This is a genomic window from Pseudofrankia saprophytica, assembly GCF_000235425.2.
Lineage (GTDB): Bacteria > Actinomycetota > Actinomycetes > Frankiales > Frankiaceae > Pseudofrankia > Pseudofrankia saprophytica.
The window spans coordinates 333882-352777 of record NZ_KI912267.1 but is presented as its reverse complement, the minus strand read 5'-3'; the positions used below and the strand labels follow the sequence as shown (position 1 = coordinate 352777).

The 18896-nt window shown below is 72.6% G+C and carries 17 protein-coding genes; 14 read left to right on the top strand and 3 right to left on the bottom strand.

The features are described from left to right. Positions 1-90: 90 nt before the first annotated feature. Positions 91-558 (top strand): nuclear transport factor 2 family protein, encoded by a 468-nt coding sequence (locus tag FRCN3DRAFT_RS0236020; protein WP_007514274.1) that lies wholly within the window; start codon positions 91-93, stop codon positions 556-558. 123 nt (positions 559-681) lie between these two features. Here FRCN3DRAFT_RS0236020 and FRCN3DRAFT_RS0236015 read toward each other — a convergent pair whose 3' ends face one another. Next, positions 682-951 (bottom strand): GlsB/YeaQ/YmgE family stress response membrane protein, encoded by a 270-nt coding sequence (locus FRCN3DRAFT_RS0236015; RefSeq protein WP_007514273.1) that lies wholly within the window; start codon positions 949-951, stop codon positions 682-684. 620 nt (positions 952-1571) lie between these two features. Between FRCN3DRAFT_RS0236015 and FRCN3DRAFT_RS0236010 the strand changes: the two genes are divergently transcribed. The 3 genes from FRCN3DRAFT_RS0236010 to pabB all read left to right on the top strand — a co-directional run bounded on the left by FRCN3DRAFT_RS0236010 (position 1572) and on the right by pabB (position 3668). Beyond that, a complete protein-coding gene (locus FRCN3DRAFT_RS0236010) occupies positions 1572-1943 on the top strand; it encodes a nuclear transport factor 2 family protein (RefSeq protein ID WP_007514272.1) in 372 nt (123 codons plus the stop codon). A 57-nt stretch (positions 1944-2000) separates the two neighbouring features. After that, positions 2001-2396, top strand: a complete 396-nt coding sequence (locus FRCN3DRAFT_RS0236005) for a DoxX family protein (protein ID WP_007514271.1) — start codon at positions 2001-2003, stop codon at positions 2394-2396. A 114-nt stretch (positions 2397-2510) separates the two neighbouring features. Then, positions 2511-3668: an aminodeoxychorismate synthase component I gene (gene pabB, locus FRCN3DRAFT_RS0236000; protein ID WP_007514269.1), complete on the top strand. Its 1158-nt coding sequence runs from the start codon at positions 2511-2513 to the stop codon at positions 3666-3668. On the opposite strand, the gene FRCN3DRAFT_RS0235995 is transcribed toward pabB, so the two are convergent. Further along, positions 3665-4390 (bottom strand): GntR family transcriptional regulator, encoded by a 726-nt coding sequence (locus FRCN3DRAFT_RS0235995; protein WP_007514268.1) that lies wholly within the window; start codon positions 4388-4390, stop codon positions 3665-3667. The genes pabB and FRCN3DRAFT_RS0235995 overlap by 4 nt on opposite strands. A 244-nt stretch (positions 4391-4634) precedes the next feature. Here FRCN3DRAFT_RS0235995 and FRCN3DRAFT_RS0235990 point away from each other — a divergent pair, with 244 nt between their 5' ends. The 9 genes from FRCN3DRAFT_RS0235990 to FRCN3DRAFT_RS0235950 all read left to right on the top strand — a co-directional run bounded on the left by FRCN3DRAFT_RS0235990 (position 4635) and on the right by FRCN3DRAFT_RS0235950 (position 15634). Further along, positions 4635-5357 carry an aspartate/glutamate racemase family protein gene (locus FRCN3DRAFT_RS0235990; RefSeq protein WP_232794355.1) on the top strand — a complete coding sequence of 241 codons (723 nt, stop codon included), beginning with the start codon at positions 4635-4637 and terminating at the stop codon, positions 5355-5357. After that, positions 5354-6889 carry an amidohydrolase family protein gene (locus FRCN3DRAFT_RS0235985; protein ID WP_007514265.1) on the top strand — a complete coding sequence of 512 codons (1536 nt, stop codon included), beginning with the start codon at positions 5354-5356 and terminating at the stop codon, positions 6887-6889. Before FRCN3DRAFT_RS0235990 ends, FRCN3DRAFT_RS0235985 begins: the two co-directional genes overlap by 4 nt. After that, the gene (locus tag FRCN3DRAFT_RS0235980) at positions 6886-7878 is read left to right on the top strand and encodes a polysaccharide deacetylase family protein (protein WP_007514264.1); all 993 of its coding nucleotides are present in this window, start codon (positions 6886-6888) and stop codon (positions 7876-7878) included. The genes FRCN3DRAFT_RS0235985 and FRCN3DRAFT_RS0235980 overlap by 4 nt, the downstream gene beginning before the upstream one ends. Next, positions 7871-9808, top strand: a complete 1938-nt coding sequence (locus FRCN3DRAFT_RS47910) for an oligopeptide/dipeptide ABC transporter ATP-binding protein (RefSeq protein ID WP_007514263.1) — start codon at positions 7871-7873, stop codon at positions 9806-9808. Before FRCN3DRAFT_RS0235980 ends, FRCN3DRAFT_RS47910 begins: the two co-directional genes overlap by 8 nt. Further along, complete coding sequence (locus FRCN3DRAFT_RS0235970) at positions 9805-10680, top strand: ABC transporter permease (protein ID WP_007514262.1); 876 nt, start codon at positions 9805-9807, stop codon at positions 10678-10680. Before FRCN3DRAFT_RS47910 ends, FRCN3DRAFT_RS0235970 begins: the two co-directional genes overlap by 4 nt. Beyond that, a complete protein-coding gene (locus FRCN3DRAFT_RS0235965) occupies positions 10677-11663 on the top strand; it encodes an ABC transporter permease (RefSeq protein ID WP_007514261.1) in 987 nt (328 codons plus the stop codon). The genes FRCN3DRAFT_RS0235970 and FRCN3DRAFT_RS0235965 overlap by 4 nt, the downstream gene beginning before the upstream one ends. A gap of 138 nt (positions 11664-11801) precedes the next feature. Continuing rightward, positions 11802-13406 carry an ABC transporter substrate-binding protein gene (locus FRCN3DRAFT_RS0235960; RefSeq protein ID WP_007514260.1) on the top strand — a complete coding sequence of 535 codons (1605 nt, stop codon included), beginning with the start codon at positions 11802-11804 and terminating at the stop codon, positions 13404-13406. Positions 13407-13506: 100 nt separating this feature from the next. After that, positions 13507-14580, top strand: coding sequence for an isopenicillin N synthase family dioxygenase (locus FRCN3DRAFT_RS0235955; RefSeq protein ID WP_007514259.1), 1074 nt, complete (start codon positions 13507-13509; stop codon positions 14578-14580). Between the two features lie 22 nt (positions 14581-14602). Continuing rightward, positions 14603-15634, top strand: a complete 1032-nt coding sequence (locus FRCN3DRAFT_RS0235950; protein WP_232794354.1) for an isopenicillin N synthase family dioxygenase — start codon at positions 14603-14605, stop codon at positions 15632-15634. Here FRCN3DRAFT_RS0235950 and FRCN3DRAFT_RS0235945 read toward each other — a convergent pair. Beyond that, positions 15606-16532, bottom strand: coding sequence for a TauD/TfdA dioxygenase family protein (locus FRCN3DRAFT_RS0235945; protein ID WP_007514257.1), 927 nt, complete (start codon positions 16530-16532; stop codon positions 15606-15608). The genes FRCN3DRAFT_RS0235950 and FRCN3DRAFT_RS0235945 overlap by 29 nt on opposite strands. A 1029-nt stretch (positions 16533-17561) precedes the next feature. On the opposite strand from FRCN3DRAFT_RS0235945, the gene FRCN3DRAFT_RS47905 reads away from it, so the two are divergent. Then, entirely contained in the window at positions 17562-18848 is a 1287-nt protein-coding gene (locus FRCN3DRAFT_RS47905; protein WP_083401514.1) for an acyltransferase family protein, read from the top strand. Positions 18849-18896: the final 48 nt, after the last annotated feature.

Here is an 18896-nt window from a genome sequence, read left to right as displayed (position 1 = left end):
AGTTGGTCGAGTGCCGGGCGGGTCGGGTGTCGGTTCGGGTGTCGGGTGGAGTGTCGGTGCGCCGGCCACACCTCGTGGACGGGAGCGAATGTGGCCGACTCTCCTGAGGAGCCGTTAGCGGCGGACCAACTGGCCATCACCGGCCTGCTCGCGCGCTACTGCGTGCTGCTCGACATCGTCGACGTCGAGGGCTGGGTGGCTCTGTTCACCCCGGACGCCGTCTACGACGTGGACGGGCGTACGTACCGTGGCCACGACGACCTGCGCCGGCTGTTCAAGGGGACCCAGCGCGGCCTGCACATGGCCGGGCCGCCGGTCATCGAGGCCGACGGGCCAGACCGGATACGCACCGTCCGCAACGCCTTGTTCGTCAACCGGCACAGCGGCGCGCTGCGCCATACCTTCTACCGCGACGAGCTGGTCCGGACCGCCGACGGTTGGCGGATAGCGGGCTGCGTCTGCCGGTTCGTCACCGGCGACGGGATCGTCGCCTGGCCCGACCGCGGCCTCGAGTCGCCCGTCCACGGCATCGACAGCCCCGACTGGGCGGACGCGTAGGCCCGGCCGCTGGCGGCCTCCGCCGGCCTCCGCGGACATGGGCGGCGCCCGTCCGCGGCCGTAGACGCGAAAGCGGCGTCCTCCCCTGGGGAGGACGCCGCCATGGCGGTCAACGGTTCGCGGCTACCTGCGGCTGGAGCGGGACCTCCAGATGGGCTGCAGGATGACGATCGCGACGGCGGCCACGGCGATCTGGAGAATGTGACGGACCCAGTCGACGCCGCCGGTGTCCCGGACGTTGATCGCGCTGGCGATGACGTTGCCGATCAGCGCGCCGATGATGCCGGCGACGATGGTCAGCCACACCGGCAGGTGCTGCCGCCCGCGCAGCACCGCGCGCGCCAGAACGCCGATGACCAGACCGGCGATCACGATCCAGATGATTTGGAACACGGTGGTGCCCTCGTTTCGTGCGTAGCCCCGAACACCTCGGAAGGCAAGGTGTGAAGCGGCAGAGTACCGCCTTCTCCCGGCGCACCGGGAGGCATCGGTATCAATCTGGCGACCAACCGGGCTTTATGCAGGTCTGACGGCACCTTCGGGAGACGGGGAACCGTCCAATATCGCCGCATGTTCTCGGCGGGTGACGGCGCGCCAGCCCGGTGGTGATGCTCCGTGTGCGCGCGATCCTGGTGGGCAACCATCCGCGGTCGGCGAGGTCACACGCGATCCGATCGCGGCCAACCGCCCGCGCCGGCGACGACGCGCGGCGACGACGCGCGGCGACGACGCCCGGCGGCCACGCGCGGCGACGACGCCCGGCGAGGGCGCCCGGCGGCCACGCCCGCCCTGCGCGTGACGACGCCCGGCGACCCCATCCCGGATGTCCGCCGAGCCGGGTGATTCGGCGGCGAGCCCACCCGGCCGCCACGCGTCCTGCCCCGGCCCTGGCCATTACCCGGGTGGTAATCGACCCGTTTCCCGAACCGGGAGATGGTTGCCGTGCCGGAACGTCCGGCCAGGAACCCGGGAGATTTCCGGTGGCATTTCCTGGAAGCAGTGGGGAGACCGCCATGAGTGCGCACGAGACAGCCGTCGAGCGATACCTCGCCGCCTGGAACGCGACCGAGCCGTCGGGAACCGCGGCGGCTGTCGCCGTGGCGTGGGCTGACGACGGCGCTTACACCGACCCGCTGGCTAGCGTCACCGGCCACCGGGAGATCTTCGGCCTCATCGGCGCCGTCCAGGCGCAGTTCCCGGGACACCGGTTCCGGTTGTCCGGCACCGTCGACGGCCACCACGACGTCGCCCGCTTCGGCTGGGAGCTGGTCGGCGCCGACGGCTCCGCGCCGGTCGCCGGCTTCGACGTGCTCACCCTCGACCCCGACGGCCGCATCCGCTCCGTGATCGGCTTCCTCGACCGCGTCCCCGCACCCGCGGCCTAGAAGGTCGCGGCTCACCGGCCGAGCGCGTGTGGCGGCTCGCGGTGGTTCGATATCCGCATGAATGCCGAGCGGTTCACCCGGCCGAGCCCCTCGTTGGTGGCCGGGGCGTTCCTGGTCAGTGGAGCGGTGCACCTGGTGCGCCCCTCCTTCTTCGAGCCTCTGATACCGCGGGCGCTGCCGCGCCCTCGTGAGATCGTCTACGTCAGCGGCGTCGCCGAGCTGGTCTGCGCGGTGGGGCTGCTGACGAAGGCGTCCTGGGCGGGCCCGGCGAGTGCCGCGGTGCTCCTGGGCGTGTGGCCGGGCAACCTGCAGATGGCGCTGGACGCCACCAGCCGGGCCCGCGAGGACGACGGCCAGCCGCGGGCCGTCGCGTTGGCCGCGCTGGCCTGGGCCCGGATGCCGCTGCAGATCCCGATGCTGCGCGCCGCGCTGTCCGCCCGCCGGGCCTCGTAGACCGTCTCGGCGGCGGTCGGCCCATGGGGTCCGCCGCCGCCGTCCGTCGGCAGCCTCGTCGGTGGACGGGCCACGTCCCGTCGCCATGGGGGGATGCTGGACAGGGAGGAGACGATGGCGCCCGTTTACGCGAGGTTCGACGATCTGAGTGCCGGGGTGGCCTGGGAGTTCCCGCGGACGGCCTTCACCCTGGAGGCGGCGAGGCCCGGCGACGTCACCGGACTGCTGGCCGACGTCGAGGCCGCCGCCGCCGACGGCTGGTGGGCCTACGGCTTCGTCGCCTACGAGGCGGCGGCGGGGCTCGACCCGGCGCTCGCGGTCGACGCGCCTGTGCCTGGCCTGCCGCTGGCCTGGTTCGGGGTCTCCCCGCCGCCCAGGCTCGTTCCGCCGGTGCGCGCGAGCGATCTCGGCGCCTACCGGGTGGGCGAATGGGCCGCGGCCTGGGACGAGGACGAGCACACCGCGCGGGTCGAGGCCGTGCGTCGCGAGATCGCCGCCGGCGAGACCTACCAGTGCAACCTGACCACCCGGCTGACCGCCGAGACCGAGGGCGACGAGCGGTCCCTGTACGCCGACCTGGCGCTTGGCCAGCGCGGCTCCTACAACGCCTACCTCGACCTTGGCCGCTTCGCCGTCGCGAGCGCGAGCCCGGAGCTGTTCTTCGAGACCAGCGGGCGCGCCGTGCGGATGCGGCCGATGAAGGGCACCGCGCGCCGCGGGGAGACTCCCGCCCAGGACGCCGCGATCGTGGCCGCGTTACGCGCCAGCGAGAAGGAACGAGCCGAGAACATCATGATCGTCGACCTGGTGCGCAACGACCTCGCCCGGGTCGCGACCACCGGGAGCGTCCGGGTGACGTCGCTGTGCCGCGCGGAGCGCTACGAGACCGTGCACCAGCTGACCTCGGGCGTCGCCGCGGCGCTGCGCCCCGAGGCCGGGCTCGTCGACGTGTTCCGGGCGCTGTTCCCCTGCGGCTCGGTCACCGGTGCGCCCAAGGCGCGGACGATGGAACTGATCCGCGAGCTGGAGGACGGCCCCCGGGGGGTCTACTGCGGGGCGATCGGCATGGTCGCGCCACCGGGCGCCGCCTCCTTCGAGGCTCGCTTCAGTGTCCCCATCCGCACCGCGCTCGTCGACCGGGCCGCCGGCCTCGCGACCTACGGTGCCGGCGGTGGCATCACCTGGAGCTCGGTGCCGGCCGCCGAGTACGCCGAGCTGCGCGCCAAGGCCGAGATCCTCACCCGCCTCGCCCGCCCGGCGGTCCGCCGCTAAGGGGCGCGGAGGTCGGGAACGTCGCCCTGCTCGACGGGGACGCCGCGTTGTTCCACGAGGACGCGCATGGACTCGTCGCGGTCGCGCTCGATGTGTGCGTAGGCGATGCTCTCCGCGACCCGCTCGTTGCCCGACTCGACCGCGCGCAGCAGCTCCTCGTGGCCGTCCAGCGCGTCATCAGGGTTGAGCTCGGAGGTCAGGTAGAACAGCCACATCATCCGGCCGGTGACCGAGCGCATCACCGAGCGCATCAGCGAGTTGCCGGTGAGGGCGACGACCACCTCGTGGAACTCGGTGCTGTCGCCCGAGATCCGGTAGGGGTCGCCGGTGCGGACCCCGTCCCGGCAGCGTTCGAGCGCGGCCCGCAGCGGTTCGACGGACTGGCCGAGCGCGACCTGGCGCGCGGCGAACCGGGCGGCGCCGACCTCCATGCACAGCCGCAGGTCGAACAGCTCGTGGGCCATGTCGAGCGTCCACGTCGTGACGACCGCGCCGCGGCGCGGGAGCGTCCGCACGAAGCCGTCGACGGCGAGCAGCGGCACCGCCTCGCGTAGCGGCACCCGGGAGACGCGCAGCTCCTCGGCCAGCCGCTGCTCGGCGAGCCGGCTGCCCTGGGGGTAGCGGCCGCGGATGATGCCCTCGCGCAGCTCGTCGTAGATCCGCCGGGACAGCGACTCCGCGAAGACCTTCGGGTCCCGCGTTGACGCGATCGGCGTGGCCATCGACCCTCCAGTCCCTCCCGGCCGTCCCGACAGCCCGGTGGCTTCATCGTCCCATTTCCGGCGCGCCGGTCGTCGTCCGCTTCGCGACCTCGCGGCCGGCCGCTGCTGACTGGCGCGCCGGATCGGCCGTGTCAGGCCAGATTGAATACCGTTTTTATGATCTTTTGGGAGTTGATGCTGGTAGTACGGGAACTTAGCGCACATTTTTCCTGGCCGAAACGGCAAGCTGTATACCGTTTGTGGCGTGACGGCTCCCCGGACGATCATGATCGTCAACCCGAACACGACCGCGTCGATGACGCGTGCCGTGCTGGCGGGCGCCCGATCGGCCGCCGCCCCGGCTACCCGGCTGGTCGGTTCGACGGCGGCCCACGGTGTCGACTCGGTCGAGAGCAACACCGACGAGGTCTACGGCGCGCTCGCCGTTCTCGACCAGGTGCGCGCGGGGGAGGCCGCCGGCGTCGACGGCTACGTGGTCGCCTGCTTCGGTGACACCGGGCTCGCCGCCGCGAAGGAGACGGCCCGCGGCCCGGTCGTCGGCATGACCGAGGCGGCGCTGTTCACCGCCGCCCTGATCGCGGCCCGCTTCAGCGTCGTCACGCTGCCGCCGCGCACCCGGGAGCAGTCCCACCGGGTGCTGCGCGACACCGGCCTCGCCCACCGGGCGACGGTGCGGGCCATCGAGGAACCGGTGGCCGAGGTCCACGACGGCTCCCTGCACCTGCTGGGCGCGGTCGCCGCCGAGGCCAGGGCGGCGCTCGACGCGGACGCGGCCGAGGCGATCGTGCTCGGCTGCGCGGGGCTCGCGGACCTGGTCGGGCCGCTGACGGAGCTGCTGAACGTCCCGGTGGTCGAGGGGGTGGCCGCGGCCGTGACGATGGCCGAGGGCCTGCTCGCCCAGAACCTGTCGACCTCGCGGGCCGCCACCTACGCGCCGCCGTCGCGGCTCGGGCCGGTGCCCGCGTGACCTCCACCCTGTTTCGCGACGTCCTCGTCTATCAGGCCGGCGCCCCCGGGCACGCCGTAGGCCCGACTGACGTCCACGTCATCGGCAACCGGATCACCGCCGTCGGCACGGCCGTCGGCACCGCCGCCGACACCGAGGGTCCCCACGGCGCCGACCGGGTCGTCGAAGGGCGCGGGCATCACCTGCTGGTCCCCGGCCTGGTCAACGCGCACTTCCACTCGCCGGCCAACCACCTCAAGGGCGACCTGCCGAGCATGCCGCTCGAGCTGTTCATGCTCTTCGAGACGCCGGCCGACGCGCCCCGCCCCAGCCCCCGCGCTGCCTACCTGCGCACCATGCTGGCCGCGCTGGAGATGCTGCGCACCGGCACCACGTCCGTCCAGGACGACGCGTTCTTCATGCCCTGGCCCGACCCGGAGATCATCGACGCGGTCGCCTCGGCCTACGCCGACTGCGGCATCCGCGCCGCCGTCGCCCTCGACCAGCCGGAGCTGCCCGAGGCCGACAAGCTCCCGTTCCTCGCCGACCTCGCGCCCGCCGGCCTGCGCGACGACGTCCTGGCCCCCGGCCCCCGCTCGCGCGACGAGCTGCTGGAGCTCTACGCCTACCTGTTCGACACCTGGCACGGCGCCGCCGACGGCCGGCTGACGGCGGCCGTGTCGATCTCCGCGCCGCAGCGGGTGAGCGTCGAGTACTTCGAGGCGCTCGACGAGCTGAGCGCCCGCCACCACGTCCCGCTGTACGCCCACATGCTGGAGACCAAGGCGCAGCGGGTGCTCGCCGCCGCCCAGCCGCGCTTCGCCGGCCGCTCGCTCGTCCAGTACACCGCCGGCCTCGGCCTGCTGACCGAGCGGACCAACGTCATCCACGCCGTGTGGACCGACGACGCCGATCTCGACGCCATCGCCGCCGCCGGCGCGGTCGTCGTCCACAACCCGGTGAGCAACCTGCGCCTGGGCAGCGGCGTGATGCCGCTGCGGGCGATGCTCGACCGCGCCATCCCGGTCGCCCTCGGCGTCGACGAGGCGATCTGCAACGACGCGGCCGACATGTGGAACGTCGTCAAGACCACCGGCCTGATCCACAACATCACCGGCCTGGACAGCGAGCGCTGGCCGCGGCCCGCCGAGGTGCTCGACGCGCTGTGGGCCGGCGGCGCGGCGGCGATGCTGCGCTCCGGCGAGCTCGGCCGCGTCGCGCCCGGCTGCCTCGCCGACCTCACGCTGCTCGACCTGCACTCGCCGGCGTTCACCCCGCTGGGCGACCTCGCCGGCCAGCTCGTCTACTGCGAGTCCGGCGGCGGCGTCGCGCTGACCATGGTCGACGGCGTCGTCGTCGCCGAGCACGGGACGGTGACCAGCGTCGACGAGGCCGCGCTGCTGGCCGAGGCCAGGGAGCTGTTCGCCGCGCAGCGCCCCGCCCTGCTCGCCCACCGGGCGGGCGCGGGCCGGCTCTACCCCACCTACCAGCGGATGGTCCGCCAGGCGGCCGGCGTCGACGTCGGCATGACGAGATGGGCAGGCGGCCTGTGACCGGACACCCTGGACCTCGCGGGGCGCGCCGCTACCCCTACGACCCGATCACCTCGCCGTCGCCCGGTCGCTGGCCCGGCGGGCACGGCCTCGCCGTCTACGTCGCGGTCGGCGTCGAGGACTACCGGCCGGGCGACGGCCACGTCGAGGACCTGCTGCCCGGCGTGCCCCAGCCCGACCTGGTCAACGAGGCCTGGCGCGACTACGGCAACCGGGTCGGTGTGTTCCGCCTGCTCGACCGGCTGCGCGCGCACGGCATCCCGCCGACCCTGCTGCTCAACACCGGCGTCTACGACGCCGCCCCGGCCGTGACCGACGCGGCCCGCGCGGCCGGCGCCGAGCTGGTGGGGCACGGGGTGTCGAACTCCGACTCGCTCGCCGACCTGCCGCCCGGCCAGGAACGCGACTACCTCGAGGCGGTCGCGAGCCGCATCGAGAAGGAGGAGGGCGTCCGCCCCGGCGGCTGGTCGAGCCCGTGGCTCACCCACACCGCGGACACCGTCGACCTGCTCGCCGCCACCGGGTACCGGTACCTGCTGGACCTGCGGGCCGACGACCGCCCGGTCTGGCTGCGCGCGGCCGCCGGGCCGCTGCTCGCGATCCCGTACGCGCTGGAGCTCAACGACAGCACCACCATGATCGGCCGTCAGGTCGACGCGGCCACGTTCGCCGACATGATCGTCGACGAGTTCGACGAACTGCTGGCCGCGTCCGAGGGCCAGCCGCTGGTGATGAGCGTCGTCCTGCACTCGTTCGTCTCCGGCGCGCCGTTCCGGCTGCGCCAGGTCACCCGGGCGCTCGAGCACCTGGCGTCCCGGCGTGACCGGGCCTGGTTCGCGCGGCCCGGCGAGATCCACGACGCGTTCGCCGCCCTGGCGCCCCCGCCGGCGGGGCCCACCACCGTCGGCGGCCTCAACCTCGGCCTCGGTCTCGGTGACGGCCTCGGCGGCCTCGGCGGCATCGACGATCTGGGTGGCGGCGATGGCTGAGGTGACGGCCAGGCGGGCGGCCCCGACGAAGGTCGCGGCGGCGTCGGCGACGGAGCCCTCGACGGAGCCCTCGGCGGGTCGGCCGGTGGCGCGGGGGCGCGGGCTGACGGTCGCGCTCACCCGGGGCGGGGTGACGTCCCCGGTGCTGCGCGGCGTCGACCTCGACATCGCACCCGGGGAGATCGTCGGGCTGGTCGGCGAGTCCGGCTCGGGCAAGAGCGTGCTGGCGCTGACCCTGATGGGCCTGCTGCCGGCCGCGGCCCGGCCGCGCGTCGGCGGCGAGGTCGAGGTCGCCGGCACCGACCCGGTGCGTGGCACGCCCGCGCAGCGGCGCCGGCTGCGCCGCGAGCACCTCGGTGTGATCTTCCAGGACCCGATGACGTCGCTGAACCCGACGATGCGGGTCGGCCGGCAGATCACCGAGGTCACCGGCGACGCCGGCGAGGCCGTCCGGCTGCTCACCGCGGTCGGCGTCCCCGAGCCGGTGAGGCGACTGCGGGCGTTCCCGCACGAGCTGTCGGGCGGGCTGCGCCAGCGGGTGATGGCCGCGATCGCGCTCACCGGGCGGCCGGCGCTCGTCATCGCCGACGAGCCGACCACGGCGCTGGACGTGACCGTCCAGGCGCAGCTGCTCGCGCTTCTCGCCGAACTGCGCGACGAGTTCGGCTGCGCCGTCCTGTTCATCACGCACGACCTCGCGGTCGCGGCCCAGATCACCGACCGGATCGTGGTGCTCTACCAGGGCCGCGTCGCCGAGGCGGGGCCGACCCGCGACGTGCTCGCCGACGCCGTCCATCCGTACACCGCGGGCCTGCTCGGCTCCCGCCTCGACCTGGACACCCCGCGCTCCGGCGCGCTGCGAACCCTGCCACCGGAGCCGGGTGACGTCGCCGCGCGGCTCGTCGGCTGCGCGTACCACACCCGCTGCCCGCTGGCCGTCGATCGCTGCGCCGTCGAGCAGCCGCCGGCGCAGGAGCACCGTCCCGGCCACTGGCGGGCCTGCTGGCGCCCCGCGTCCGACGTCGCGGCGGCCCCGGCCCCGGCCACCACCGTTCCGGCCCCGCGGGCCGAGGCCGTCCCGGCCGTCCCAGCCGTCGCCGTGGCGGCGGGGCCGACGACGGCGGTGTCGGCGCCCGCTGGGCCGCCGGTCGTCGAGATCCGCGGCCTGCACTGCCGGTTCACCACGCGCGGCGGCCGCGGGCCGAAGCACGTGGTGCACGCGGTGCGCGGCGTCGACCTCGACGTCGCCGCGGGCGAGGCGCTGGCGATCGTGGGGGAGAGCGGGTCCGGCAAGTCGACGCTGCTGCGGGTCATCGCCGGGCTCACCCAGCCGAGCGACGGGCGCGCCGTGCTGCGCGGCGAGGCGCAGATGGTCTTCCAGGATGCCGGCTCGTCGCTGACGCCCTGGCTCACCGTCGGCAGCCTGCTGCGCGAGCGGCTGCGGCCGCTGCGACTCGGCCGGGCGGGGACGGCTGCCCGGATCGCCGAGACGATGGACCTGCTCGGCCTGCCGCCGGCGGTGCTGGGGGCGAGGCCGGCCGAGCTGTCGGGCGGCCAGCGCCAGCGGATCTGCCTGGCCCGCGCGGTGCTCGTCCCGCCCGCCGTCCTGCTGTGCGACGAGCCGACGAGCGCGCTCGACGCGTCGCTCGCGGCCAGCGTGCTCGACCTCATCCGCGGCCTGCGCGCCCGGTTCGGGATGGCGGTCGTGTTCGTCACCCACGACCTGGCGGTCGCCCGGCTGATGGGGGAGCGGATCGCCGTCGTCGCGGGCGGCGAGATCGTCGAGATCGGTGACACCGACACCGTGCTCACCACTCCGTCGCACGAGCGCACCCGGGCGCTGCTCGCCGCGGTCCCACGCCTCACCCCGGCGGGCGCGCCGTCGGGTGAGAGCGCCCGTTTCCGTCTCGACGCCGGGGAGCGCGCATGAGCACGGTCGCCGCCGTCCCCGCCCGGTTCGGCGGCCGGTTCGGTCTCGGCGCCGGCCGGCTGTGGCAGTCTCGGTCCCGCTGGGCCGACTGGGGGCTGGTCGGGCTGCTCGGCCTGGTCACCCTGGTCGCGCTGCTCGCCCCCGTCCTCGCGCCCTACGACCCGATCGCCCCCGTCGGCGACCTGGCGCTCGGGCCGCTGTCGCCGCACCACCTGCTCGGCACCGACTCGATCGGCCGCGACCTGGAGAGCCGGGTGCTGTTCGGGATCAGGGCGAGCTGGCTGTCCGCGCTCCTCGTCGTCCTCGTCGGCCTGGCCGTCGGCGGGACGGTGGGGCTGGTCGCCGGCGCGTTCGGCGGCTGGGTCGACAGCGTGCTGATGCGCGGCACCGACCTGTTCCTGGCCATGCCGGGCACGCTGGTCGCGATCGCGATCGTGTCCGCGCTCGGGCCGAGCCTGGCCCACACGCTGGTCGGGATCTCGATCGTCTGGTGGCCGTACTACGCCCGGATCGTGCGCGGCGAGACGCGGGCGCTGGCGGCGCGGCCGCACGTCGAGGCGGCGCGGCTCGCCGGGGTCGGCCCGCTGCGGCTGCTGCTGCGCCACCTGCTGCCCGGCGTCGTGCCGAGCGCCGTGGTGAGCGCGAGCCTGGACATCGGCAACGTCATCCTGCTGCTCGCCGGCCTGTCGTTCGTCGGCCTCGGCCAGCAGCAGCCGGCGGCCGAGCTCGGCGCCGACACGGCCGGCAACCTCGACCAGCTGCTCGGCCAGAGATGGGTGCCGATCATCCCCGGGCTGGCGGTGCTGGCCCTGACGCTGATCGCCAACCTCAGCGGCGACGCGCTGCGCCGGCTGCTCGGAGGCCGGTCATGACCAAGTTCGCGCTGCGCCGCGGCGGCGTCGCCGTCGGGCTGCTGCTGATCCTGCTGCTGGTGCTGTTCGTGCTGTCGCACCTGTCGGACTCCGATCCGGCGGCCGCCTACCTGGGCGCGAAGGCCTCACCGGACCAGATCGCGCAGGTCCGCCACCGGCTGGGCCTGGACCGGCCGCTGCTCGAGCAGTACTTCCGCTACGTCGGCCACGCCGTCCAGGGCGACCTGGGCACGTCGCTGCGCACCCGCCGCGGCGTGGCGGGCGATCTCTGGCATTTCTTCCCAGCGACGCTGGAGCTGGTGTTCGCCGCCTTCGTGCTGGCGGCGCTGCTCGGTGCCGGGTACGCGTTCTCCGGCGCGCTGCGCGTCCGCGGCACGGGCCCGCTGCGCGGAGTGCTGCTGGTGTTCGCGTCCGCGCCGGCGTTCCTGGTCGGCCTGCTCGGGATCGTGCTGTTCTACTCCGAGCTCGGCTGGCTGCCCGCGGCCGGCCGGGGCGCGGACACGTCGACGCCGACCGGCTTCATGCTGCTCGACAGCCTGCTGCACGCCGACCCCGGCCAGTTCGGCGCTGCGCTGCGCCATCTGCTGCTGCCGGCGCTGACCCTGGCGATCGCGCCGGCGATCGCCATCGGCCGGATCCTGCGGTCCAGCATCGAGACGACGCTGCGCGCCGACCACGTCCGCACCGCCCGTGCCAAGGGCGTCACCGAGGCCGGAGTTCTCGGCCGGCACGTGGTCCGCAACGCGCTCGGCCCGGCGCTGTCGATGTCCGGCCTGCAGCTCGGCGCGATGTTCGCCGGCGTCGTCGTCGTCGAGAAGATCTTCAGCTGGCCCGGGATCGGCTCGTACCTGTCCGACAGCATCGCGAGCGCCGACTTCCCGGCGATCGCCGGCGTGACGTTGCTGCTCGGCGCCATCTACATCGTCGCGAACGCGCTGGTCGACGTCCTGCAGACCGTCGCCGACCCGCGCCTCGCGCTGTGACCGTCCCGCCTCGTGACCCCATGTCCTGCCCCCTCGTTCTGTGACCTCTCGTCCTGTGACCCGCGGACCGTGACCCGCCGCATTGCCCGCACGTCACCCACACGTCGCTTTCGCCCGCTCGTTGATTGGACTGGACGCATGACTCGAACATTCGGACGGCGCTCGGCCAGAGCCGCCGCCCTGGGGGCCGCCGCGGCCGTGCTCGCGGCCACCCTCGCCGCCTGCGGAGGCGGCGGCTCGGGAGGGGACGGCGACGCGGTCAGCGCGCCGCCGACCGATGGCACGCTGACCGTCGGCCTGCTCGGCGACATCGGCATGCCGCCCGACCCGGCGATCTTCTACGCCGGCAACGGCATCGCCATCATGAAGAACGTCTACGACGGTCTGGTCACGTACGAGAACAACACCGACCAGGTCAAGATCGCCCCGCAGCTGGCGACGTCGTGGGAGGTCAGCGACGACAAGCTGACGTACACGTTCCACCTGCGCTCCGGCGTGACGTTCCACGACGGCACCTCGTTCACCTCGGCCGCGGTCATGCCGTCGATCGCCCGGCAGGCGTCGCTCGAGGGCGGCCCCGCCTACCTCGCCGCGATCGTGTCGTCGGTCGACACGCCGGACGACCTCACCGCGGTCGTGCACCTCAAGCAGCCGAACGCGGCCTTCCTGAACTACCTGGCCTCGCCGTTCGGCCCGAAGATGCTCTCGCCGACGGGCCTGACCGAGCACGCGGGCAGCGACCAGGCGCAGACCTACCTCAAGACCCACGACCTGGGCGCAGGCCCCTACGAGCTGACCACCGCGAACGTGGGTCAGCTGTACGTGCTCACGCAGTACGCGAAGTACTGGGGCGGGACGTCCCCGTTCAAGACGATCCGGCTGCCCGTCTACACCGACGCCTCGGCGCTGCAGCTGGCGTTCGACAAGGGTGACGTCCACCTGGTCGTGAACGCGCTCCCGTCGTCGGCGATCCCGCGGTACGCGGACAAGAACGTCGACAACTACTTCCTGCCGCAGCTGGCGGCCGCGCAGATCACCACCAACCCGAACAAGGACTTCTTCGCCACCCGCGACGCCCGCATGGCCTACCTGCAGGCGATCAACCGGGAGCAGCTGGTCTCGCAGGTGCTCGGCGAGAAGTTCGCCTCGCCGGCGACGACGGTCTACGCCCGCGGCATGATTCCCGGCGGCGCCGACAAGCAGAACATCAGCTACGACCCGTCGGTGATGCAGGCCTACGCCAAGACGGCCGCCGACAAGAGCCTCGTCGTCGGTTTCCAGACCAACCAGCCGAACGGCCAGAAGATGGCCAACATCATCGCCGCGGCGCTGACGGCGGACGGGCTGGACGCGAAGGTCCAGGGCTACACCACCGACCAGGTGTTCACCTGGTCCGAGGACCCGACCAAGGGCCCGGACAGCTTCGTCGACGCCTCCAACGGCCCCGACGGCGGTGACCCCTACATGTGGGGTCACGTCTTCTGGGACAACGCCGGCGGCATCGACTTCCTGCAGTGCGAGCTGCCCGAGGTGAACGAGCTGCTCGACAAGGCGGTCGCCACCGGGGACGTCAACACCTACGTCCAGGCGGCGCAGACCTACAGCCAGAACGGCTGCTATCTGCACCTGTCGAACAACAACGACTGGATCCTTGCCCAGAAGTGGATCTCCGGGATTCCGGAGGCGCACAACATCGGCGCCTTCGAGGTCGACTTCAGCAAGATCGGCCTCGCCAAGTCCTGACGCCATCTCTCGATCCCGGCCCGCCTCCCGCTCTCCCGGGAGGCGGGCCGGAGCCAGGCGGCGGCCCGGTCGGGCGGCCACGACGCGAAGGAGCGTGCACATGAACGATGTCGAGGCCGCCGACCTGCCGTCGCCGTCGTCGCCGTCGGCGATCTTCATCGAGGATCGCTCGACCGACGGCGACGCCAGCGCCGGCGTCGCGACGGTGACGGTCGTCGACGTCAGCGCCGCGATCGGCGCGCCGGCGGGCTCGGCGGGGGGGGCCGCGGGCGCCCAGGGCCTCGTCGAATCCTTCCGGCACACCGGCTTCGCGGTCATCACCGGCCATGAGGTCGACCTCGGCCTGTTCGAGCGGTTCTGCGCTGAGTCGGCGGACTTCTTCGCGCTGCCGCTGGACGAGAAGATGCGGGTCGGTTTCCCCGCGCCCGAGGTGATCCGGGGTTACGAGCCGGTACCTGACCAGTCGGGACCGGCGCGCGCGCCGAACCTGATGGAGTCGCTACTGATCAACCAACTGGAGCCGGTGGGTGACTACCCGGTGGGCAGCCCGCAGGCCAAGCTGTGGCGCTGGCCGAACCTGTGGCCCGAGCGCCCCGCGTCGCTGCGGCCGGTGTGGGAGGACTACTACCGGGCGATGACCGCGCTCGGTGACCGGCTCCTCGAGCTCGTCGCCCTGGGCGTCGGCCTGCCGCGCGACTGGTTCGCCGACAAGTTCGACCGCCACTTCAACAACCTCGCCGCCAACCACTACCCGCCCCGCGTCGGGGGCCTCGCCGACAGCCCGATGCTGCGCAACCGCCCGCACACCGACCACGGGGCGCTCACCCTCCTCTACCGGCCCAGCGAGCCGGGCGGGCTGGAGGTGTTCGCCGACAGCCGCTGGTGGCAGGTGCCGTTCATCCCCGGATCGCTGGTCATCAACATCGGCGACATGCTGGAGCGCTGGACGGGCGGCCTGTTGCCGGCCACCCCGCACCGCGTCGTCAAGGGCGAGGACCCGAGCGTCGGCCGCTACTCGGTCGCCTACTTCCAGCAGCCCAACCCCGACGCCCTCGTCGCCCCCGCCCTCCCCGTCGCCGCGGGCAGGCCCGACTACAGCCCGGTCGTCGCGGGCGAGCACATCTCCCGCAAGGAGCTCGGCTACCACACCGTCACGGCCGCGCTGAATGTCTGAGAGCTCGGTGCATGACGCGCCGGTGGACCTGAGCGGATGGTGGTCCGGCGAGGCGGCCGGGCGCGAGGCGGTCGCCGCGGCCGTCGACCGGGCCTGCCGCGAGACCGGGTTCCTGCTGCTGGAGGGCCACGGCGTGCCGGACGCGATCATGGGCGCGTTCGTGACGCGCTGCGACGAGTTCTTCGCGCTGCCCGTGGCGGAGAAACTCGCCTGCGTCGCGCGCAAGGTCCCCGACGGCAACAACATCGGCTACACCGCCTTCGGCGAGGAGGCGTCGGCCTACGCCGAGGACAACCGGACCCCGCCGGACCTGTTCGAGGCGATGAGCTTCAGCCGGTCCGACGCCGACCGCGCGCCGTTCGATCACTACCGAGCCTGGTACCCGGCGAACGCGTGGCCGCCCCGCCCGGCCGGCTGGGAGTGGGCGTACCGCGCCTACGAGACCGCGATGGCGCGGCTCGCCGGCGCGGTGCTCGGCGCGATGGGCCTCGCGCTCGGCATGGGCGAACGCTGGCTCGTCGACCTGTGCCTCGACGCGCCGCTGTCGACCCGGGCCAACTTCTACACCCGCCCCGCCGACGCCGGGGACCCGCTGCCCGGCCAGCTCCGTCGCGGTGAGCACACCGACTTCGGCGTGCTCACCCTGCTGTGGACCGACGGCGTGCCCGGCCTCCAGATCCGGCAAGGCGACGAATGGCGCGATGTGAACCCCGGACCGGGGCAGCTGGTGGCGAACATCGGTGACCTGCTCGCGATGTGGACCAACGACCGCTGGACCTCCACCCTGCACCGGGTGCTGCCTCCGCCGGCGAACGCCACGGGACCGGCCGCGCGCCGCAGCGTCGCCTACTTCGTCGACGCCTACCCCGGCACCCTGATCGAGCCCGTCCCCACCTGCGTCACCGCCGACAACCCGGCCCGCTTCGCCCCGATCCTCGCCGGCGATTGGCTCAACCTCCGGGCCCGCCGCCAGCTCGCCAGCACCGCCGCCAGCACCGCCGCCAGCGCCGGCGCCACCAGCAACTTCAGCGGGGTTCGTCGCCTCGCAGGGTGACGCGCTGGATCACGCGGTGCGCGTCACCGAAGTCGCCGACGACGGCGTGCTGGGTCGCGCGGTTGTCCCAGAAGCCGATGGTCCCCGGCTGCCAGTGGTAGCGCACCGTGAACTCGGGGCGTACCGAGTGCTGGTAGAGGAACGCGAGCAGCGCGTCGCTCTCGGCGCGCTGCAGCTCCTTGATGTGGGAGGTGAAGCCCGGGTTCACGAACAGCGACCGCTTTCCGGTCTCCGGGTGCGTGCGGACGACCGGGTGCTCGACCGCCTCGAGCTTGGTGAAGGTCTTGCCCTCCCAACGGCCTTCGCCGAGCAGGTCGAGGACGGCCTTGAACTGGTCCTCGCCGTCGTGGACGGCGGTCAGCGTGCTCAGAAACCCCTGAAGCGCCGGGCTGAGATCGTCGAACGCGGCCTCCTGGTTGGAGAACAGCGTGTCGCCCCCGGCCCGGGGCACCTCGACCGCACGGAGGATCGAGCCGAGCGGTGGGCGCTTCACGAAGGTCACGTCGGTATGCCAGTCCAGTCCGCGTGACACGTCGCTGACATTGCCGTAGACCGCCGCCAGCTCCCTGACCTGGGTGTAGTCGATCTGGAACACCTCGGGCTGGTCGGCCAGACCGGGGATGACCGGGTGACCCTCCGTCGGCTCGCCGAAGCGACGGGCGAAGGCGAGGTGCTCCCGCGGCGTCAGGTTCTGGCCAGGGAAGAAGACCACCTTGTAATGAAGCCAGGCGGCACGGACCGCCGCGGTCACGCCGTCGTCGAGGGTGCGCAGGTCGAGGCCGAGGATCTCGGCACCAAGGTTGCCCGAGAGCGGGACGACCTCGAACGGCACGTCGGGCGGCGAGGACACGGTCGGGATGGCGCCGGCGACGGCCGCTGCCTCAGTGGTGACGGTCATGGACGGATCTCCTAGCGAGGTGGGCGGGGGTGTGAGACTCCGTACAGGGAGACAGAGCACGATCACGTCCGACCGCAAGAACGTCGGTGCATGGATCATGAGGTAGCCGATCCCGCTGTGGGCATTCATCTGCTCGGCGAACACAAGCCGCAGCCAGGCTGCGGCCGCCGGGAGCCGAAGGCCGACAAGAAAACTGGGTGGCGTGGATGTGCCACAGCGTGGGCACGCGACAAGGCGCCAGTGAGACGGCGCCAGTGAGACGGCGGCCAGCGAGAAGTGGGCACGCGGCGGGGTGGCACGCGGCCAGCTGCCCCAGGGGTCAGGGCGTCGAGATGCGCCTGGTCGTCAGCTCGAACACAGAGCGCTACAGATGCGCTTGAAGTCGACGCAACGGCGCGAGGTCAGCCCTCCGCTGTAATCAGTCGTCGACACGATTCCGATAGTCGACCAACCCGATCGGGTTTGTCAACAGATGGGTCGCCGCGCACTCGGGGAGGCGCACCCCGGGCACCCTCTCGACAGGGTCCCGTCGGCGGATGGGCGCCCCGAGCGGGCTGCCTTCCGCCCTCCCGACCGCGGGCTGACGTCACACCCCGGGCCGCCCGACATATGCGGCGTCCGGCTACTGCGTGTCCCTTGTGACCGAGGACTCTCACGCCGAGTAATCATCTACTCGGCTGTAGTAGCATTGCGCCAGTCCAGGCGAACCTGACATTAACGTATGGGTAGGGTTGGTCCATGGCGGCCAGCAAGATCCCGGACCGGGCGGTCGTGAATCGAAGGGCAGGACTGGGGCGAGCCGGAGGCGCGAGCTCCTGGTGGTCCGCTGCCTCGGTCGCGTCGGGTTGTGCCGTCACGACCTGATCCGGCGCCGCGGCTGGTGTCTGCCTCGGTGTTCACGGTGGCATCCGGCTGTGCGCCGCGCATGACACCAGCCCGCCCGTGTGACTGGCACGGTCCTCCTCCGCACCGGCGCCGACCGCCCCTGCATGTCTCCCGACAATCGAGAAGGGCACGGTGACCGAGAGGATGTCGCCATCGTCCGGCCGCCACCGGGCCGCGTCCAGACCCAGAGCTACCCCGCGATCTCAGGCTCGCCGCGACCTGCCGTCGCTGACCGGTCTCCGAGGCGCCGCCGCCACCCTCGTGTTTGTCCGCCACATCGACGCGGATGTCGAGGAAGCAATTCCCATGGTGCCACTCGGCAACATCGGATACGTCGGTGTCATGTTCTTCTTCATGCTCTCGGGATTCGTGCTCACCTGGTCTGCCCGTCCGGGGACACGTGCCCAGTTCTACTGGCGTCGGTTCGCCAGGATCTACCCGCTGTACCTCGTCGCGATCGTGTTGTGGCTCGTCGTCGCCTGGCGGTTTGGGATGATCGGCGATTTCGGATCGAAACCCGCCGCCATTCTTCCGAGTCTTTTGCTCGTTCAGGCCTGGATTCCCACCCAGTCCATCTACTTCGGCTGGGGCGGCGCAGTGCTGTGGTCGCTGTCCTGTGAGGCGTTCTTCTACCTCGTCTTCCCACTCGTCTACCAGCGGCTCGTGGCCCGGACCAACGCGGCCCGGATCCGCGCGGCCCTCCTCGTCGTCCTGCCGACGGCGGCCGTGGCCTGCCTGGCCGGCGTGGTGGATTCCCGCCTCGACCTCGCCCTCTACGCCAACCCGGCGGTGCGGGTCGGCGAGTTTGTCCTCGGTATCGTGCTGGGCCTTCTGGCGCAGGACGGCGTGCGCGGCACAGCGGGACAGCGCCGGACGCTCGCCGTCCTCGCGACCGCCTGGCTAGCGGTCCCGATCATGCTCGGGTACCGCTATGGTGACCACTCGGGGCTCATCGACACCCTCACCCTGCCGTCGTTCGCGGCAATCATCTTCCTGGTCGCCACCCGGGAGGCGGACGGCCGCCGAGTACCCATCGCGAGTGCCCGCCCTCTCGTCTATTTCGGCGTGGTCTCCTACGCCTTCTATCTCATCCACCCCGGCGCACTCGCGGTCGTCACCGAACTCGGCTGGTTCGACACGGCCAGCGCGCCCGCGGCGGCTCTCGCCATACTCGCGGGTTTTTCCTTCTCCATCGCACTTGGCGCGTTCCTGCACCACACCGTGGAAAAGCCGGCCCACCGGTACCTGCTGCGTAGGTTCCGAGGCCCGCGCGATCAACGGGTCGATCTCGCCGTGCGCCCGGTCGAACCCGATTGGGCAGCGGCCGGCGCGGGTGTCGGCCCGGCGTACGGTGCGCACGACCTTGCCGGAAGCGCGGCGGGGGCAGCGACGTGGCCTCTGAGACGGGCCGGCTCAGACCGGTCGGCGTGAGGCGGAGGGCGAGGACCGGCGGAGGCGGGTGACGGTCCCGTCCAGACT

What these genes read in the sequence shown, in the direction of transcription:
- FRCN3DRAFT_RS0236010 (WP_007514272.1), top strand. Translation starts at nt 1,572, where the DNA reads ATGAGTGCGCACGAGACAGCCGTCGAGCGATACCTCGCCGCCTGGAAC.
- FRCN3DRAFT_RS0236005 (WP_007514271.1), top strand. Translation starts at nt 2,001, where the DNA reads ATGAATGCCGAGCGGTTCACCCGGCCGAGCCCCTCGTTGGTGGCCGGG.
- pabB (WP_007514269.1), top strand. Translation starts at nt 2,511, where the DNA reads ATGGCGCCCGTTTACGCGAGGTTCGACGATCTGAGTGCCGGGGTGGCC.
- FRCN3DRAFT_RS0235995 (WP_007514268.1), bottom strand. Translation starts at nt 4,390, where the DNA reads ATGGCCACGCCGATCGCGTCAACGCGGGACCCGAAGGTCTTCGCGGAG.
- FRCN3DRAFT_RS47910 (WP_007514263.1), top strand. Translation starts at nt 7,871, where the DNA reads ATGGCTGAGGTGACGGCCAGGCGGGCGGCCCCGACGAAGGTCGCGGCG.
- FRCN3DRAFT_RS0235970 (WP_007514262.1), top strand. Translation starts at nt 9,805, where the DNA reads ATGAGCACGGTCGCCGCCGTCCCCGCCCGGTTCGGCGGCCGGTTCGGT.
- FRCN3DRAFT_RS0235965 (WP_007514261.1), top strand. Translation starts at nt 10,677, where the DNA reads ATGACCAAGTTCGCGCTGCGCCGCGGCGGCGTCGCCGTCGGGCTGCTG.
- FRCN3DRAFT_RS0235960 (WP_007514260.1), top strand. Translation starts at nt 11,802, where the DNA reads ATGACTCGAACATTCGGACGGCGCTCGGCCAGAGCCGCCGCCCTGGGG.
- FRCN3DRAFT_RS0235955 (WP_007514259.1), top strand. Translation starts at nt 13,507, where the DNA reads ATGAACGATGTCGAGGCCGCCGACCTGCCGTCGCCGTCGTCGCCGTCG.
- FRCN3DRAFT_RS0235945 (WP_007514257.1), bottom strand. Translation starts at nt 16,532, where the DNA reads ATGACCGTCACCACTGAGGCAGCGGCCGTCGCCGGCGCCATCCCGACC.
- FRCN3DRAFT_RS47905 (WP_083401514.1), top strand. Translation starts at nt 17,562, where the DNA reads ATGTCGCCATCGTCCGGCCGCCACCGGGCCGCGTCCAGACCCAGAGCT.